Source organism: Brevibacterium pigmentatum (assembly GCF_011617465.1).
GTDB lineage: Bacteria > Actinomycetota > Actinomycetes > Actinomycetales > Brevibacteriaceae > Brevibacterium > Brevibacterium pigmentatum.
The window spans coordinates 3,634,647-3,651,683 of record NZ_CP050153.1; the positions used below are offsets into that span (position 1 = coordinate 3,634,647).

15 protein-coding genes are annotated in these 17,037 nt (G+C 65.7%); 9 read left to right on the forward strand and 6 right to left on the reverse strand.

Annotated features, from left to right (window positions below):
* The first annotated feature begins 37 nt into the window (after positions 1 to 37).
* Entirely contained in the window at positions 38 to 475 is a 438-nt protein-coding gene (locus GUY30_RS16485; RefSeq protein ID WP_167199954.1) for a hypothetical protein, read from the forward strand.
* A gap of 112 nt (positions 476 to 587) precedes the next feature.
* Here GUY30_RS16485 and cls read toward each other — a convergent pair whose 3' ends face one another.
* The gene (cls, locus tag GUY30_RS16490; protein ID WP_167199957.1) at positions 588 to 2,084 is read right to left on the reverse strand and encodes a cardiolipin synthase; all 1,497 of its coding nucleotides are present in this window, start codon (positions 2,082 to 2,084) and stop codon (positions 588 to 590) included.
* Positions 2,085 to 2,316: 232 nt separating this feature from the next.
* Here cls and GUY30_RS16495 point away from each other — a divergent pair, with 232 nt between their 5' ends.
* On the forward strand, positions 2,317 to 3,018 hold the full coding sequence (locus GUY30_RS16495) for an NUDIX hydrolase (protein ID WP_062862988.1): 702 nt from the start codon (positions 2,317 to 2,319) through the stop codon (positions 3,016 to 3,018).
* A gap of 115 nt (positions 3,019 to 3,133) precedes the next feature.
* Here GUY30_RS16495 and GUY30_RS16500 read toward each other — a convergent pair whose 3' ends face one another.
* A complete protein-coding gene (locus tag GUY30_RS16500) occupies positions 3,134 to 4,021 on the reverse strand; it encodes an enoyl-CoA hydratase-related protein (protein WP_167199960.1) in 888 nt (295 codons plus the stop codon).
* A 107-nt stretch (positions 4,022 to 4,128) separates the two neighbouring features.
* Entirely contained in the window at positions 4,129 to 5,418 is a 1,290-nt protein-coding gene (locus tag GUY30_RS16505; RefSeq protein ID WP_167199964.1) for an MFS transporter, read from the reverse strand.
* A 234-nt stretch (positions 5,419 to 5,652) separates the two neighbouring features.
* Here GUY30_RS16505 and GUY30_RS16510 point away from each other — a divergent pair, with 234 nt between their 5' ends.
* The 3 genes from GUY30_RS16510 to GUY30_RS16520 all read left to right on the forward strand — a co-directional run bounded on the left by GUY30_RS16510 (position 5,653) and on the right by GUY30_RS16520 (position 8,577).
* Positions 5,653 to 6,093 (forward strand): TM2 domain-containing protein, encoded by a 441-nt coding sequence (locus GUY30_RS16510; RefSeq protein ID WP_167199967.1) that lies wholly within the window; start codon positions 5,653 to 5,655, stop codon positions 6,091 to 6,093.
* A 169-nt stretch (positions 6,094 to 6,262) separates the two neighbouring features.
* On the forward strand, positions 6,263 to 7,846 hold the full coding sequence (locus tag GUY30_RS16515; protein ID WP_167199971.1) for an FMN-binding glutamate synthase family protein: 1,584 nt from the start codon (positions 6,263 to 6,265) through the stop codon (positions 7,844 to 7,846).
* A gap of 161 nt (positions 7,847 to 8,007) precedes the next feature.
* Complete coding sequence (locus tag GUY30_RS16520) at positions 8,008 to 8,577, forward strand: dienelactone hydrolase family protein (protein WP_167199974.1); 570 nt, start codon at positions 8,008 to 8,010, stop codon at positions 8,575 to 8,577.
* 51 nt (positions 8,578 to 8,628) lie between these two features.
* On the opposite strand, the gene GUY30_RS16525 is transcribed toward GUY30_RS16520, so the two are convergent.
* A complete protein-coding gene (locus GUY30_RS16525) occupies positions 8,629 to 9,432 on the reverse strand; it encodes a 3-oxoacyl-ACP reductase (RefSeq protein ID WP_208091444.1) in 804 nt (267 codons plus the stop codon).
* Positions 9,433 to 9,761: 329 nt separating this feature from the next.
* Between GUY30_RS16525 and GUY30_RS16530 the strand changes: the two genes are divergently transcribed.
* The 4 genes from GUY30_RS16530 to GUY30_RS16545 all read left to right on the forward strand — a co-directional run bounded on the left by GUY30_RS16530 (position 9,762) and on the right by GUY30_RS16545 (position 15,697).
* Positions 9,762 to 10,778 (forward strand): hypothetical protein, encoded by a 1,017-nt coding sequence (locus GUY30_RS16530; RefSeq protein WP_167199977.1) that lies wholly within the window; start codon positions 9,762 to 9,764, stop codon positions 10,776 to 10,778.
* 123 nt (positions 10,779 to 10,901) lie between these two features.
* Positions 10,902 to 11,930, forward strand: a complete 1,029-nt coding sequence (locus tag GUY30_RS16535; protein ID WP_167199980.1) for a 3-oxoacyl-ACP synthase III — start codon at positions 10,902 to 10,904, stop codon at positions 11,928 to 11,930.
* A gap of 8 nt (positions 11,931 to 11,938) precedes the next feature.
* Positions 11,939 to 14,719: an alpha/beta fold hydrolase gene (locus tag GUY30_RS16540; protein WP_167199983.1), complete on the forward strand. Its 2,781-nt coding sequence runs from the start codon at positions 11,939 to 11,941 to the stop codon at positions 14,717 to 14,719.
* Between the two features lie 9 nt (positions 14,720 to 14,728).
* Positions 14,729 to 15,697, forward strand: coding sequence for an NAD-dependent epimerase/dehydratase family protein (locus GUY30_RS16545; RefSeq protein WP_167199986.1), 969 nt, complete (start codon positions 14,729 to 14,731; stop codon positions 15,695 to 15,697).
* Here the strand turns inward: GUY30_RS16545 and GUY30_RS16550 are convergent, their stop codons facing one another.
* A complete protein-coding gene (locus GUY30_RS16550; protein ID WP_167199989.1) occupies positions 15,698 to 15,913 on the reverse strand; it encodes a ferredoxin in 216 nt (71 codons plus the stop codon).
* Between the two features lie 56 nt (positions 15,914 to 15,969).
* On the reverse strand, positions 15,970 to 17,013 hold the full coding sequence (locus GUY30_RS16555) for a fatty acid desaturase family protein (RefSeq protein ID WP_167199992.1): 1,044 nt from the start codon (positions 17,011 to 17,013) through the stop codon (positions 15,970 to 15,972).
* Positions 17,014 to 17,037: the final 24 nt, after the last annotated feature.

Genomic DNA, 17,037 nt, shown 5'->3' on the forward strand with positions numbered 1-17,037 from the left:
AATACGGTGACGTCGAGTTGCGAAGAGGAGCAAGACCATGAAGAAGAGATTGATTCTCCTGGCCGGTCTCGGAGTCGGATTCATTCTGGGTTCACGCACCGGGCGTCAGAGCTACGAACGGCTGAAGGCCCAGGCTCAGGAACTGTGGACCGACCCGCGAGTTCAGGACACCGTCGAGAAGGCCAACCAATCGATCCGCGAGAAGTCGCCGGCCGTCGCCGATGCCGTCCAGACCGCGGCCGACAAGGTCAATGCCGCCGCAGCCACGAACACTCCCGTCTCAGAGTTCGATGGTGACGAGGATTCGGCTGCCGCGAAGAACACCACGGCCGCGCATGATACAGCGAAGTCGGGCACGACGGCGAAGCACACGCCCTCGCCGAAGGCCCAGGACGTGGTCGCCGATCCCGAGCGTCGCCTCGACGACGAGGGTCCGGCCGGAGTCGCCGACGACGACCAAGAGCCACCCGACTGACTGAGTCAGTCGGCTACGGCACAGAAAGAGGTGAACAGCCCATGTTTGAAACTGGGCTGTTCACCTTTTTCTGTGCCGTTAGCGGATTCCGCCGGCAGCGACCTCTCCGCGCCTACAGCAGTGAGCTCGTCAGGCGGGCCACGTTCTCCAGATACTTCTTCAGCAGCGGTCGCGACTGCCATTCCTCGGCATTGAGCTCGACGGAGTTCGGTGCATAGCGTTCGGCTTCGAGGTCGTACATGCGCTGGGTGAATTCCTTGTTGACGATGAAGAGCGTGGCCTCGAGGTTCATCGCGAAGGACCGTTCGTCCATATTCGACGAGCCGATGATCGAGACCTCGTCGTCGATCATGAGGAACTTCGAGTGCAGCACCGTCGGTGCGTGGTACATGAAGATCCGCACTCCAGCCCGCACCAGCTCGTCATAGTAGGACTGCTGCGCTTTATGGGTCAGCCAGTGGTCGCTCGTCTCCCCGACGTAGAGACGCACTTCGACCCCGGATCTCGCCTCCGTGGTCAGTGCGTGCAGCAGTGATTCGTCGGGCACGAAATACGGTGAGCAGACGACGACGCGGCGGTTGGCGTTGTAGATGAGGTGGTTGAACAGCCGCAGATTGTTCTCGTCTTCGAAACCCGGACCCGAAGGCACGACCTGCGCCTGGATACCGCCGAATTCAGGAGCTTCGAGTTCGAAGCTGTCGGGTTCGTCGAGGATCTCGTCGGTCTCCGAATACCAGTCGGTGATGAACACGGCATCGAGCTCTTCGACGACCGGCCCACGACATTCCACAGACAGGTCCTTCCACTGGAAGCCCTTCCTGCGGTTGCGGGCCTTGTTGTAGGTGCGGTCGATGATGTTCTGCGAACCGGTGAACGCGACCTTCCCGTCGACCACGAGGATCTTGCGGTGATTGCGCAAATCGGGACGCTGGTACTCGCCCTTCCAGGGGCGGATCGGCAGGGCACGGCGCCAGCTGATGCCCGACCGGTCGAGCTTCTTCACGAGCTCCGAATACCCCGGGTAGCCCAGCGATCCCACGTGGTCGATGAGCACCCGCACACTCACCCCGCGTTGATGCGCGGCCAAGAGCGATTCGAGCAGCCGCCTCGTCGTGTCATCGATGGCGACGATGTAGAACTCGAAGTGGACGAACCGCTGTGCTCGGTCGACGGCATCGGCCATCGCCTCCATGCAGGCGTGGTTGTCGACGTGGAGGTCGAAGGAGTTGCCGTGCGTCATCGGCAGGGCACCGAGGTCGAAGTTGAGCTGCGCGGCAGTGCTCAGGGGTTCGGGCATATGGTCTTGGCGCCCGACGATCGCCTGGTGGCGGATCTGATCGCGGAAGAGGTGATTCATCTTCGACTGCTTGTCCCGCCGCCGCTTCGGCAGCTTCGCCGAACCCAGCAGCAGGAAGGCCGCAATGCCCACATAGGGGATGAGGAAGATCGCGAGCAGCCAGCCGAGCGCGACCGACGGCCTGCGATTGTGCGGAATCCACCCGAGCGCGATGATGCGGATGATCAGATCGACCAGCAGCAGGATGATGATCACCCAGTTCGGCCAAGCCTGGTTGATCGTGAAGAACGGATAGATCCCGAAACTGCTCATAAATTGCCCGTTCAGCCCGCCCTGTTCGTCACCGGTTGGGTTATCGGCCTCCGATGGAGGATGTCAGATTGTCACCCATCGTATCCTGCCCGTCACCTGCGCACTCGGCCCACCCCTCCGCCCGTCGCCCGCTCGGGCCCGAACGCACTCGACCCACCCCGCCGACCGCTGCTCGTCGCTTCCCCGGCATACTGGATGAAGACATCAATTGCTGAGAGCGAAGGTGCTGAACGTGATTCGAGACATCAACCCTGAGGGCTCCGACCGTTCGGATACCGCCGACAGCGCGAGCCGCGGTCCCGATATCGCCGACGCCGAGGCGGTCCCGATCAGGCCCGCCGTCAGCGTGCTCATGCTCCGCGACGGGGACGAAGGACTCGAGGTCTTCGTCCAGCACCGGGTGTCGACGATGGACTTCGCCGCCGGTGTCGTCGTCTTCCCCGGCGGCCGCGTCGACCCCATCGATTACACGACCGCACCGTCCATCACCGTCCCCGATCCGCAGGTGCACACCTCCGCCTGGTCGAAATCGACCATCGCCGAGGATGCCGAGGGTTGGCGCGTTCTGCTCGCCACCGCTGTGCGTGAGGTCGAGGAGGAGACCGGCGCGGTCCTCGATCCCGCAGGGCTGACGCCGTGGGCGAACTGGGTGACTCCCCTGGGCCGGCCGAAGCGCTTCGACACGTACTTCTATACGATCGCCGCTCCCGAACTCGCCGCCGCCAAGCATCAGACGACGGAGGCGCACACGAGCGAGTGGCGCTCGGTGACCGGGATCCTCGCCGATGAGGGCGAGGGCAAGCTCAAGCTGATGCGTCCGACGTTCGTGCTGCTGCGTGAGCTTTCGGAGTTCTCGACCGTCGCCGAGGCGGTCAACGCCGACCGGATCATCGACCCCGTTCGCCCGGAGTTCCCCTCCAATCGCGGTTCCTAAGTCACCTCATTCGCCTGAGCCCCACATCCCGCGCCTGAGTCCCGCATCCCGCTGTTCGCAGGACGGCGCGGGCTGTTCGCAGCAGAATGCGGCTGTCCGAGACAGCGCCCGGATCTCAGCCCTTCGCGCGAGCCTTCATCGCAGCCAGTCGAGTGGCGACGACCTGTTTCTGCTCGTCGGTGCCGAGCAGCGCGGCGAGCGCTTCCTGCTCCGCGTCGAGTCCGGTGCTGAGATCGGATTCGTAGGACAGGTCGACGAGCCGCTTCGCCCACACCAGTGCCGACCGTGACTGGCCGGCGATCTGCCCCGCCAGTTCGAGAGCACGAGCCAGAGGATCCTCGGCGACTTCGTCGACGAGGCCGATGCGCAGGGCTTCTTCGGCCCCGACAGTGTCGGCGGTGACGATGAGCTTCTTCGCCTGAGCCGGTCCGACGAGCCGTGGCAGCAGCTGGGTGCCGCACATATCGGGGATGATTCCCCAGTTGAGTTCCATGAGCGAGAGCTTCGCATCGGGTCCGGCCACCCGCATGTCCGCACCGAGGGCGATCTGCAGCCCGCCGCCGAGCGCGGCCCCGCGCACGGCCGCGATGACCGGAACCTCGACGAGCGACCACACATGCACGGCCTTCTGGGCCAGGGCCCGGGCCGAACCGAGTCGCTCTCCGACGTCGACGGCGGAGGCCACGGAGTCCGCCCCACCCGACTCACCGGCGCCGGCGTCCTTCTCAGCTGCCGCTTCCTCAGCGGATGAACGGGTAGCGGCCCCCGCCTCGGCGATTCGGGCGAGCTCGGTGAAGTCGAGGCCGGCGCTGAAGGCGCGACCGCGACCGGACAGGACCACGGCCTTGACCTCACTCGAGTCCTTCAGCGCCAGACCTGCCTCGACGAGGTCTTCGAAGACCTCGCGAGTGAGCGAATTGAGTTTGTCGGCACGGTCGATCTCGACGTGGGCGATGCCGTCGGCGATCGAGCAGACGACGGTCGAATTGGTGGTCTCGGGCATGAGGTGGCCTTTCGAAGACGGTGCCGGTGATGCATCAGCCGGCGGAAGCGGAACACGCTGCGACCGCAGGCTCCCCGGCGCAGGCACCGGCGACCCTGAACGAGCGATCAGTTGCGTTTCCTGAACCCTATCGGAGCTCCCGTCAGGGTCAAGACCAACACGGCGATCAGCGAGGCCGCGCACATGCCGACGACGCCGGGCCACGAGAAATCGGCGAAGAGGACCGCCGAGAGCCAGGCGCCGAGGCTCGTGCCGAGGTAGTAGACGGTGAGGTAGATGGCCGCGGACCGGGTCGAGTCGACTCCCGGCCGGGCGGCGCTGGCCGCCGCGGAGGCGCCCGTATGGCCGAGAAAGAATCCGGCGGTGAGCAGCGACATGCCGATGATGATCACCACGAGCGAATCGACGAGGGTCAGACCCGCACCGGCTAGCGCGATGACCATTCCGGCCAGGGTGATCCGCGTGCGCGGGTACTTCGTGGCCAGGCGGCCGTAATACGTGGTCACGACGGTGCCGACGAGGTAGATGAGGAAGAACAGAGCGACCGCGCCCTCGCTCAGCCGCCACGGGTCCTGCTGCAGGCGGGTACCGAGCATCGTGAATGATCCGCCGAAGACGATCATGCACAGGAACCCGGTGAGGTAGATCCGCCACAGTCCCCCGCGCAGCGGAATCGCTCGCCGAGGCGGCTGTGCACTCCCGGTCCCGCCGTCGCCGACTTCGGTGACGCCGTCACCTGCAGTGACAGCGTCGGGGTCGGCCGCCTCGGTGGGGGTGGGATCCGTGTCGGCCGGGACGGCCCGGCTGCGGGCGGTGGAGAAGAGGTCGTGGCGCAGCAGCCAGACGACGATGAGGCCGAAGACCAGTGACACGACCGCGGTGAACGCGAGGCCTCCGTGCCAGCCGAGGAATTCGGAGGCCAGTCCGGTGAGCAGTCGCGAGCACAGTCCGCCGATCGTGTTGCCGGCGATGTAGATGCCGATCGCTCCGGGCAGGGCGGCGGGTGGCAGGCGCAGGGACAGGTAGGCCATGGCCGTGGCCGGCACCGAGGCGATCGCCACGCCCTGCAGGAACCGGACGACGATGAGCAGCTCCGGAGTCGGAGTGAAGGGAAGGACGAGCGCGAGGATCGCCGCAACGATCACTCCGGCACCGATCTGGCGGGCGTGGCCGATGCGCGGGGCGAGCATGGAGAACGGGATGAGGAAGCAGGCCATGGCCACGTTCGTCGCGGACACGGTCAGGCTCGCCGTTGGTCCGTCGATTCCGTAGGCATCCCGGATCGCCGGCAGCAGACCCTGGGTCTCGTAGAGGACGAGGAAGACGGAGACTCCCGCGAGGAAGACCGCAGCGACGGTACGCCGAGTGCTCGTCGGACTCGGCTCACCTGTGCTCATGAGCTCAACGCTATGCCTCCGATGATCGCGACTCAAACGATTCCGGGTCCCGGACCGTGTGAATCCCGACACCGCGGGACTCGCTGACCCGAGAGGCGTAGTCCCGCGTGGACTCCCTGTGCACCTTCACCAAGATTGTCGCGGATGTGGAGGATAACCCCATCGCCGAGGCGGCCCTGCACTTCATAGGCTGAAGACCAGAATTCGACGCACAGTGAATGGAAGTGCCCAGCGATGACGGCGACCAGCGAGATTCCCGCACTCAGCGCAGACCCCGCGAACCGCCCTGCCGCGCCCTCCCCCAGCGTCCCCACCTCGTCGCTGGAATCGCTTGCGCCAACCGAAGGCCAGCACACGGACGTCCCCGCCAACCGTTCCTTCGTCGTCACCTGGCTGCTGTCGATGCTCTTCGGCATCCTCGGTCTTGATCGGTTCTACACCGGCCGGTACCTCACGGGCGCACTCAAGCTGCTCAGCCTCGGCGGTCTGGGGATCTGGTGGATCATCGATCTCGGCATCGTTCTGGCCGGCGGTCTGCGCTACGGGCGGGGTCCGCTGCGCGGTTACGCCCAGGACAAGGAGATCGCGTGGATCGCCACCGGCTTCACGCTCATCGTCGCCTACTCGCTGCAGGTCGACGAACTGGTCGCGACGCTGGTCACCGGACTGTTCTGAGCAGTCTCGGGCGCCTGTCCTGGTGCGTCCCGGCGGTCTGTCCTGAAGCGTCTCAGCTGACGGTTCTTATGCGGTTCGCCGGCAGTTCACAACCGTCCTAGGTCTGCCTTTCCTGAAATCTGCGCCTCCCGGGTCTAGGCTCGAGGTGAGGACAGTTCAAGGAGGCACTATGAAACGGCAAGTCCCCATTGTCAGAATGGTCACCGGCGACTCGGCAGGCAGACAGTTCGCGGGAGTGGCGGCGGCCGCCTCGGCGATCGGGCTCGGCGCACTCGCCGCGTGGGATCTCACGCAGAAGAAGCACTCGATCCTGCGCAACTATCCGGTCGCCGGCCACGCCCGGTTCCTGCTGGAGTCGATCCGGCCGGAGATCCAGCAGTACTTCATCGAACGCAACTGGGACGGGCGTCCATTCAGCCGGGATACCCGCACCACTATCTACGAACGCGCCAAAGGCACCCACTCCGAGCACGCATTCGGCACCGAGCACGATGTCGACCGCGCCGGCTACGAGGCGCTCATGCACTCGAATATGCCGATCCCCAATCCGCCCCGGCCGCCGCGCGTGCGGGTCGGCGGTGACGAGTGCACTCAGCCCTACGACATCTCGCTGCTCAACGTCTCGGCGATGAGCTTCGGCTCGCTGAGCAACAACGCCATCCGCGCCCTGAACAAGGGCGCGGCGATGGGCGGATTCGCCCACGACACCGGCGAGGGATCCATTTCGCCGTATCACCGTGAACACGGCGGCGACCTCATCTGGGAGCTCGGCACCGGATACTTCGGTGCCCGCACCCCCGAAGGGAAGTTCTCCCCCGAGATCTTCGCCGAGAAGGCCAGGGACCCGCAGGTGAAGATGGTGTCACTCAAGCTCTCTCAGGGCGCGAAGCCGGGCATCGGCGGCGTGCTGCCCGGGCCCAAGGTCACCGAGGAGATCTCGGAGATCCGCGGCATCCCCGTCGGCCAGACCTGCATCAGCCCTCCCGGACACACGGTGTTCTCCACCCCGATCGAGCTCCTCGAGTTCATCCGGCAGATGCGTGAGCTCTCCGGCGGCAAGCCCGCCGGCTTCAAGCTGTGCGTGGGTTCGCGCACGGAGTTCCTCTCGATCGTCAAGGCCATGGTGGAGACCCACATTCTGCCGGACTTCATCATCGTCGACGGCTCCGAGGGCGGCACCGGTGCGGCACCGCTGGAGTTCGAGGACAACGTCGGTCTGCCGCTGACCCAGGGGCTGATGATCGTGCACAACGCGCTCGTCGGCGCGGGGCTGCGGAAGAAGATCAAGGTCGGCGCCTCGGGCAAGATCGCCACCGGCACCGATATCGTCAAACGCCTCATCCAAGGTGCTGACTTCACGAACTCCGCCCGCGCCATGATGATGGCCGTCGGCTGCATCCAGGCGCAGGTCTGCCATACCGGCAAGTGCCCCGTCGGCGTCGCCACTCAGGATCCGCGGCGCGCACGCGCCATCGACGTGCCCACGAAGGCCGATCGTGTGCGCAATTTCCATGACGGAGTCGTCGCCGAGGCGGTCCGGCTCATGGCGTCGATGGGCGCGGCCTCCCCAGAGGAGTTGGAACCGACGATGCTACGTCGCAATGTCTCGGCATCCGAGTCCTGGTCCTACGCCCGCCTCTACGAGTGGCTCAAACCGGGAGAACTGCTCGAAGACACTCCCGAGGAATGGGCCGATGACTGGGCCACGGCCCGGGCAGACACCTTCACCATTCCCCGCGGCCACAGCCGATAGGCCGTCGCCGCAGCCCGGCCACAGCCGCTAGTCCGGCACCGCAGCCCGGCCCCGTTGCCCATCCTCCCGTCGCCGGGATGCCTCCCGTTGCCGGGATGCCGCCCGCTGCCGGGAGATGGGGATGGAATCGGCCTCAGTGAACTCTGTCGAAAGGAACCTTGATGACCACGCTCGTTCTTCTCCACTCAGCCCTGGGGCGCACATCCGGAATGGACGCCATCGCCGAACGCTTCGCTCTGGCCGGCTATGCCGTGCACACCCCCGATGTCTACGCGGGACGGACCTTCGACTCCGCCGAACCGGGAGTCGCTCACTCCCAAGAGGTCGGGTTCTCGACCCTCGTGGATCGAGCGAAGGACGCGTGCGAGGACCTCGGGGATGACCTCATCTTCGGCGGATTCTCGCTGGGAGCGGCACTGGCACAGCAGATGGGCAAAAACGATCCGCGGGCCCGCGGCGTCCTGCTCTTCCACGGCGGCGGCTTCCCGAAGCCGACGCGCTGGCAGGCCGGAGTGCCGGTGCAGGCTCACTTCGCCGTCGATGACTCGTGGCGCAGTCCGGGCACGATCGAGACCCTGATGGAATCCGCGACGAAGGCCGGAGCGCAGGCGGAGTACTTCCTCTACCCGGGCAGCACCCACCTGTTCAGCGACCCGACTACCCCGGACTACCGCGAGGACAGCGCCGAACTGCTCTATGAGAGGGCCTTGGCCTTCCTCGACCGCTTCTGATCGTTCGTCGGCTCAAGGGCTAGGATTCTGGGCGCCGGCTGACAGTCGGCTTCACCCCATGACGAGGCCGTTGTCGACGATGAGGTTCTGACCGGTCACCGCTCTGGAGGCGGGAGACGCGAAGAACACCACCGCCGAGGCGAAGTCCTCCGGAGTCGTCACCCGCCTCAGCGCACTGGCTGCGGCAATCTGGTCGAAGACCTCCTCGGGAGTCGCCGACGACGCATCCGTGGTCCGCAGCAGTCCGCCGGAGACCATGTTCACCCGCACCCCGGCCGGTCCGAGATCCTTCGCGAACGTCCTGGTCAGCGACAGCAGAGCCGCCTTGCCTGCCGTGTAGTCGTGGTACGGCACGACCGGGTCCTGGAACAGATTGGTGCCGATGTTGATGACCCGGCCGGAACCGAGCTCACGGAAACCGTGCATCGCGGCTTGGATCGTGTTGACCGCACCTTCGACCGAACCGCGGAACTGTTCGGCGAAATCCGAATAGTCGATCTCATCGGCCGGTTGGCGCTCATCTCCGTTGAACGAGAAGTCTGCGAGCGCATTGTTGACCACGGTGGATACGGGAGTACCGAACTCGGCGGCCGCGGTTTCGAACATGGCATCGACGGCGCGGGAGTCCGTGACATCGGCCTCGATGGCCACGGCACGTCCACCGCGAGCGCGGACCGCCTCGGCGAGCTCTTCTGCAGTCTCGGCAGAGTACCGGTAGTTGATGACCAGGGCCGCACCCTCGGGCGCGAAGGCCTTCGCGATCGCAGCGCCCAGGCCGCGACCGGACCCGGTGACGAGCACGACCTGCTCATCGAGTGGCAGGGCCTCGGAGGTGAATGCCTGTGGGTTGCTCATCGCGTGTCTCCTTCGGACGTCGGTGGGCGGATGTCGCAGACCTGATCCCACCCTACCCAGGAAGCGGGCTCGCCGAGACTGAGCGGCGCGAGACGGGCAGCAGCGCGGCGATTGTTGGGTCGATCCACGGTGATATCGAGGCTTAGAACACCGCGGATCGACCCAACAATCGCGCAATGGCCGTGCTCGCACCTCCTCCAGCAGGAAGCAGATCGGCCACAGAACTGCCCCGAACCGCGCACACATCGGCCACGGAACGTGCTCTGAGCGGCATGAGTCCATAGACTGAAACGAAGACCACCGTTGTCCATCCCCAGGAAGTCACCCTTATGAACGAGCTCGGCGCCGGCATCTCCATCGGAGTCCTCGCGGCTCTCGTCGTCTTCGTCATCTACTTCGTCGGAGCGAAGATCGGACGATGGCAGCCCCGGAACCAAAGCGCCGGAGCGGGCGCTCAGGGCGGCTACCCGCAGACACAGGGCTACGGTCAGAACCCCTACGGTCAGTCCGGGTACAACCAGTCCGGCCGCCCGTGGAGCAGCGAGGATGAGACTCGCGTCCTTCCCAGCAATTCGCAGGGCTATGACGACGTCGACGCCGATCCGCCACGGGCCACTAAGAACGAACTCGCCGGCAACATCCAGCACTCCGGCCAGATGATCGAGGCCAATCGGCGGGCCGCCACCGCGGCCAACGGCGACACCGTCGCGGTGTTCACCTACATCCTCGGCGCCGCACTCATCGCCGTCGTCGCCTTCGTGTTCTTCAACAACCTGCTGCTTCCTGCCACCATCGGCGCACTGACGGGCGCGATCATCTGCGTCGCCCTCTCGGCGACCTACACGATCAAGCACCTGGACTTCTGGCCGGACAATGCGACGATCTCGATCATCAACCTGCTCGTCGCCCTGGCCGCCTCGATCGTCATGTACATCGGGTCCGTGCAGACGGTGCGCGACAACATCAGCCTGTCCACGATCACCGACTCGTTCGAGGCTCTTCCCTTCAGCGACGGCTTCTCCGCCTTCGCCATAGCCATCGGCGACCGGGTGGTGACGTTCTTCAAGGACTTCGGCTTCCTGGGCTTCGTGTTCCTGCTGTTCATGGGCATCGGCTGCATCATCGTCTTCACCCTAGCGGCGAAGTCGCTCATCGACGTCATGGACTGGCGGATCTTCGCTCAGTTCGGCCACAACGTCACCGATCGTCCCATGTCGTATTCGCGTGCCGTGCGCTTCCAGACCTCGAAGGTCTCACACACTGTGACCTCGCTCGTTCTGGCCGTCATCGCTGTGCTCGCCGCCACAGGATTGCTCTATGACGGCTTCACCTGGTTCACGCGCTGATGAACATCTCAGAAACCGGGCGGTAGGATAGGTCCGGAAATCCCCGTCGTGACGCGTCACGTGCGCGCCTCTGCGGCCGATAACGACACCGACGAACGACCCGAAAAGGGATGAGTACCTCAATTGGCGAACGGCAACGCAACATTTCGGCACTCGAACGTGGCCTTGCTCGGCCTGACCGAGATCCTGGCCCCGAATGAAGTGACCTCACAGGAATTCGACGAGCGCCTCGCCGATACGCTGTCATCCCTCAAACTGCCGACGGGTCTGCTCCAACGCGTCGCCGGCGTCTACGCCCGCCGCAACTGGGATGAACCCCACCAATTCGCCGATGGTGCGATCGCGGCCGGAAAGAAGGCCCTCGCCGAGGCGGGTGTCCCTCCCGACGCCATCGGACTGATGGTCAACACTTCCGTGACCCGTGAACACCTGGAACCCTCCGTGGCCGTCGGCGTCCACGCCGGAATCGGGCTCGGCCCGCAGGCGATGAACTTCGACATCGCCAACGCCTGCCTCGGATTCGTCAACGGAATGACTCTGGCCGCGAACATGATCGACGCCGGACAGATCGAATACGCCCTCATCGTCGCCGGCGAAGACGCCTCCCGCGTCCAGGATGCAACGCTGCGCCGCCTCAACCGTCCGGAGATCACCCGCGAGGAGTACCTCAACGAATTCGCGTCCCTGACCCTGGGCTCCGGCGCTGCCGCCGCCGTTCTCGGCCCGGCCGACAAACATCCGGAAGGCCACCGCATCCTCGGCGGAATCACCCGTGCGGCCACACAGCATCACGAACTCTGCGTCGGCGACCACAACGGAATGTTCACCGACACGAAGGGCCTGCTCTCCGGCGGCATGGAACTCGTCGTCGCCGCGTGGGAGGAAGCCCACGAGACCGGTTGGGACTGGCGGGAGATGGACCGCTACGTCATGCACCAGGTCTCCGATGTGCACACGAATTCGATCACGAAGGCCGCGAACCTCGACCCCGACCGGATCCCCGTGAGCTACCCGGAGCTGGGCAACGTCGGCCCCGCCTCCCTGCCCATCACCCTGTCCCGCGAGGCCGAGAACCTCAAACCCGGCGACCGCATCCTGTGCATGGGCGTCGGCTCCGGCCTCAACACCGCCATGACCGAGATCGAGTGGTAAAGACTTTCATGAGAATTCCTGCACGGCCGGCCACGATTCCCCCGCAGCTGCCCGAGTGGGACCCCGCCTGGTCCCGAATCGTCGAGGCGAGAACCTCCGACGGGACGCATGCGTTCCATGTGCTCGACACGCTGCCCACCCTGACCGCAGCCGGTGTGGAGCCGGCGGGCACGATCGTCGCCCTCCACGGCAATCCGACCTGGTCGTATCTGTGGCGTCGGCTGGCCCGCGCCACCGTCGATGCCGCGCAGTCCGGCGGCCGCGCCTGGCGGCTCATCGCCCCCGACCAGCTCGAGATGGGCTTCTCCGAACGGCTCGCCCACGAGTCGATGCCCGCCCCGAAGTCCCCCGAGGTGCGTCGCATCGCCGATCGCATCGCCGATTTCGATGCCGTCGTCTCCGATCTGTTCGCCGAGGTGGCCGCCACCGGATCCGACACCCACCCGATCGTGACGATCGGTCACGACTGGGGCGGCGTCCTCTCGCTCGGCTGGGCGGCCCGGAACACAGACCGCGTGTCCGCGGCCATCAGCCTCAACACGGCCGTCCACCAGCCCGAGGATGCCCCGGTGCCTGCACCGCTGCGCGCGACCTTGGCCGGGCCCATGCTGCCGACGGCCACCGTGCTCACCGACTGGTTCCTGCGCGTGACACTGAGCCTCGGCGATCTCGATGCCGAGACGAAGGACGCATTCCACGCCCCGTACCGGAAGGCAGAGGACCGGTGGGCGATCGGCAATTTCGTCGCCGATATCCCCGTCGACGACACTCATGCCTCCGATCCCGAACTCCAGCGCATCGGCAAGGACATCGCCGCCTTCGACAAGCCGGCTCTGCTCATCTGGGGCCCGAAGGATCCGGTGTTCCTCGAACGCTATCTGCGGGACCTGCGCCAGCGTCTGCCGCAAGCCGATGTGCACCGGTTCGAAACGGCTTCCCACCTCGTCAGCGAAGATCACGATGTTCCCGGTCTCGTCCTCGACTGGCTCAGCGCCCGGTTCGATTCGCCCGACACGGCGAACACCCCCACCGAGGCGGCCCCCGCGAAGGGATCGTCCGCACGGTCGGGAACGGCCGCCTCGGCGAAGGGATCGACTTCCGATGCCGCGGATGACTCCGCCGACAGCGGCGCGGACGTGCGCGCGGTGACGGCGATCCTCGATGCACGCCGTGACGACGAGGCGATCGCCTCGGTCGACTTCGCACAGAACCCCGCGCAGCAGATCACGTGGCGCCACCTGTGGCACGTCACGACGTCGATCGCGAACGGGCTGCTCGACCTCGGCGTGAAACCCGGGGATCGGGTGTCCATGCTCGTGCCTCCGGGCAACAATCTCACCGCCGCGCTCTATGCGTGTCTGAAGATCGGTGCGGTCGCCGTCGTCGCCGACGCCGGACTCGGCCCGAAGGGGATGACCCGGGCGGTCACCTCGGCAGATCCGCAGTGGATCATCGGCGAGCTGCCCGGACTCACCCTGGCACGAGCCTTCGGTTGGCCGGGGCGGCGGATCTCCGTGCGTCCGCTCGGGCCCGTACGCTTCCGCCTGTTCAAAACGGAGACGAGCCTGACCGAACTCTCCCGCACACCGCACCGGGACGCGCTGCCGACCCCGGCACCGGATGCCGATGCGGCGATCCTCTTCACCTCCGGGTCGACCGGACCCGCGAAGGGTGTGCGCTATACGCATGCGGACATCTCCTCGTTGGCGGCCGTGCTGACCAGGACCTTCAACGTCACGGAGGGCACCGGTCTGGTGGCCGGCTTCCCACCGTTCGCGCTGTTGGGACCGGCCATCGGGGCCACCTCGGTGACACCGGACATGTCGGTGACGAAACCGAAGACGCTCACGGCCACGGCGATCGCCGATGCGATCATCGCCGGACGAGCGACCATGGTCTTCGCCTCCCCTGCGGCCTACACGAACGTCGCCGCGACCGCTGCGGACCTCGACGAGCAGCAGCGAGCAGCGTGCGCCGGAGTCGAACTCGTGCTCTCGGCTGGTGCGCCCGTGCCTCTGGAGCTCATGGACGCCATCGCCGAGGTGTTCCCGAACGCGTCCATCCACTCCCCCTACGGTATGACCGAAGGGCTCCTGCTCACCGACATCGACCGTGACGGAGTCGCTGCCGCCGACGCCACCGGCGGCCTCGGAGTGTGCGTGGGGCAGCCGATCGACGGCGTCGAACTCGCTCTGGCACCCATCGATGAGTCGGGCGCATCCTCCGATGAGCTGCTGCAGGGCGAGGCCGCGCAGGGCCGCCTCGGCGAATTCGTCGTCAGCGCCGCCCATATCAAGTCCGGCTACGACAACCTGTGGCGCACCACTGCGGATTCGGCTCGCGACGATCTGCACGGTCTGACCTGGCACCGGACGAACGACATCGGCCATATCGATGACGCCGGTCGGGTGTGGCTCGAAGGACGCCTGCAGCATGTCGTCACGACGCCACGTGGGCCGGTCGGGCCCGGTGGTCTCGAGGCGCTCATCGACGCCGACGAACAGGTCAGCCGCAGCTCCGTCGTCGGAATCGGCCCCGTCGGCACTCAGGCTCTCGTGGCGGTGCTCGACGCCGAGGGCACCTCGCTCTCACCGGGTCTGGCGCCCTTGGACCTGACGGAACGTCTGCGGGAGACGGTCGCCGAGGCTGGCGGTCATGATCTGGCTGCGGTGCTCGTGGCGCCCGAATTCCCCACCGACATCCGCCACAATTCGAAGATCGACCGTTCCCGCCTCGCCGCCTGGGCCGACAGCGTCCTGGCCGGTGGGCAGGTGCGTGGAAGCGTCTGAGGAGTTGAAGTGAGAATCACCGTCACCGGAGCCTCCGGACTGCTCGGTTCGTCCGTCGCTCGTGAGCTCGTCACCGCTGGTCACGAGGTCACGACCCTGCAGCGTCGCCCCTCTGGGGTCGACGGCGCCACCGATGTGGTGGGGTCGGTGACCGATGCGGCTGCCGTTGAGAAGGCGGTCACCGGCGCCGAGGCGGTCGTGCACTTGGCCGCGAAGGTGTCCATGATGGGTGACCCCAAGGAATTCGAGGCCGTGAACATCGGCGGCACCCGCACTCTCGTCGATGCGGCTCGGGCCGCCGGCGTACAGCGCCTGGTCCATATCTCATCGCCGTCGGTGGCCCATACCGGTGAGTCGATCATCGGCGACGGCGCCGAACCGGCATCTCCGGAGTCTGCGCGCGGCGAGTATGCGCGGACCAAGGGGGCCGGTGAGCGGATTGCCCTGGGAGCGGACTCGTCCGACTTCCGGGTACTCGTCCTGCGGCCCCACCTCATGTGGGGTCCTGGTGACACTCAGCTCACGGAACGGGTCATCGATCGCGCCCGATCGGGGCGGATGCCGGTGCTCGGTTCGGGAGCGGCGTTGGTCGACACCCTGTTCGTCGACAATGCAGTGGAGGCGATCGTCGCGGCGGTGACCGCGGTCGATTCCACCCATGGTGAGGCATTGGTGGTGACGAACGGTCAGCCTCGGCCGATCGGTGAGCTGATGTCACGCATCGCGATCGCCGGCGGTGCGGCGGAGCCGAAGCTGCGCATTCCGGTGGCACCGGCGCTGGCAGCAGGGTCTGTGGTCGAAAAGGTGTGGGAGTTCGGAGAGCATGACGACGAACCGCCGTTGACGAGGTTCCTCGCCGAACAGCTGTCGACCGCGCATTGGTTCGATCAGCGGCGGACGCAGGAAGTCCTCGGTTGGGCTCCCCGAGTCAGCATCGAAGAGGGGCTGGAGAAGTTGGCACAGCACTACCGGCCCTGATCAGCGCGGAGGGATCTGATGCTCGTCGAGCTGGATCGCCTTCGACGGGCACAGGTACTCTGCTGCCCGGACGGCCTCCCGCTGCGATTCGGGAGGTGACGTGTCGTTGAGCTTCGCAAATCCCTCATTCTCATCTGGGTTCGAAGAGACTTCGGGCGCGACGAATCCGCAATTGCCGGACGCAACGCACATGCTCGAATGCAGTGTGATCTTCATCGGTTCGCTCCTGAGTGGTGGATGCGGCACATCGGTTTGAGGATCAGGCATGGACGTCACCCTCGGTATCGTCGCACGAGCGGACAGGTGTAGGGATCCTGTCCTCTCACGCCGACCTGGCTGAGATAGGCGACAACCGTGGCCGCTGCCTCGGTCAGTGTCCTCTCCGTGTACGGGATGTCGTAGCGGGCGCAGCGCTCGCGGACGATCGTCTGCATCTTCGGGAGGCTGGTGCGCGGCGCGGCCGGGAACAGGTGATGTTCGATCTGGAACTGCAGACCGCCGAGGAAGAATCGTGCCACCGGCCCGTCCTTGATATTCCTGGACATGACCACCTGCCTGCGCAGGAAGTCGATGTGGATTCCCTTCTCGACGGTGGGCATCCCGATGTGGTTGAGGGCGAAGGCCCCACCGAGAAGGATCCCGAAGAAGCCGACCTGCACACCGAAGAACGCGCACGCCATGCCGAATGGCAGCACAACGAAGAGAAGCGAGAGATAGCCTCCATGCCGGACCGCGATCAGCACGATCTCGGTGATGCGGTGAGGCACATTCGGAGCCGAGAACAGGGTCTTCAGCGATGCGTAATGAAGGTTCGCTCCCTCCAAGAACAGCAGGGGGACGAAGAACGCGCCCTGGTGACTGGAGAGAAAGGCTCCTATCCCTCTGCGACGGCCCGCGGCGTTGGGGGTCATCGCAATGAGATTGGAGTCGATGTCGGGGTCGACGCCCTCCTGATTCGGATAGGCGTGATGCGTGTTGTGTTTGGCCATCCACCAGCTGAAGCTGAGCCCCATGAACAATCCCGCGATGATGCGCGATGTCCACTCGTTCCATCCCCTTGAGGCGAAGATCTCACGATGGGCGGCTTCATGCGAGAGGAAGCCGAGCTGAGCCATGACCATCCCGATCAACCCGGCAGTGATGAGTTGGAACCATGTGGCTCCGAAGGCGATGACGGCTGCGAGCAAACCGGCCAGAACCACCAGCCAGGCAACGATCCGGCTGAGATAGAAGCTTCGGTGTCGACGCATCAGACCAGCGTCATGGATGGTCCCGCTGAGTTGCCGATACGACTCGACGTACTTGGCGACCGCCATTGATATCACCCCGCCCGAGAATGG

Coding starts and splice junctions, on each gene's coding strand:
- GUY30_RS16540 (WP_167199983.1), top strand. CDS start 11,939: ATGAGAATTCCTGCACGGCCGGCCACGATTCCCCCGCAGCTGCCCGAG.
- GUY30_RS16530 (WP_167199977.1), top strand. CDS start 9,762: ATGAACGAGCTCGGCGCCGGCATCTCCATCGGAGTCCTCGCGGCTCTC.
- GUY30_RS16520 (WP_167199974.1), top strand. CDS start 8,008: ATGACCACGCTCGTTCTTCTCCACTCAGCCCTGGGGCGCACATCCGGA.
- GUY30_RS16555 (WP_167199992.1), bottom strand. CDS start 17,013: ATGGCGGTCGCCAAGTACGTCGAGTCGTATCGGCAACTCAGCGGGACC.
- cls (WP_167199957.1), bottom strand. CDS start 2,084: ATGAGCAGTTTCGGGATCTATCCGTTCTTCACGATCAACCAGGCTTGG.
- GUY30_RS16550 (WP_167199989.1), bottom strand. CDS start 15,913: ATGAAGATCACACTGCATTCGAGCATGTGCGTTGCGTCCGGCAATTGC.
- GUY30_RS16525 (WP_208091444.1), bottom strand. CDS start 9,432: ATGAGCAACCCACAGGCATTCACCTCCGAGGCCCTGCCACTCGATGAG.
- GUY30_RS16515 (WP_167199971.1), top strand. CDS start 6,263: ATGAAACGGCAAGTCCCCATTGTCAGAATGGTCACCGGCGACTCGGCA.
- GUY30_RS16510 (WP_167199967.1), top strand. CDS start 5,653: ATGACGGCGACCAGCGAGATTCCCGCACTCAGCGCAGACCCCGCGAAC.
- GUY30_RS16505 (WP_167199964.1), bottom strand. CDS start 5,418: ATGAGCACAGGTGAGCCGAGTCCGACGAGCACTCGGCGTACCGTCGCT.
- GUY30_RS16500 (WP_167199960.1), bottom strand. CDS start 4,021: ATGCCCGAGACCACCAATTCGACCGTCGTCTGCTCGATCGCCGACGGC.
- GUY30_RS16485 (WP_167199954.1), top strand. CDS start 38: ATGAAGAAGAGATTGATTCTCCTGGCCGGTCTCGGAGTCGGATTCATT.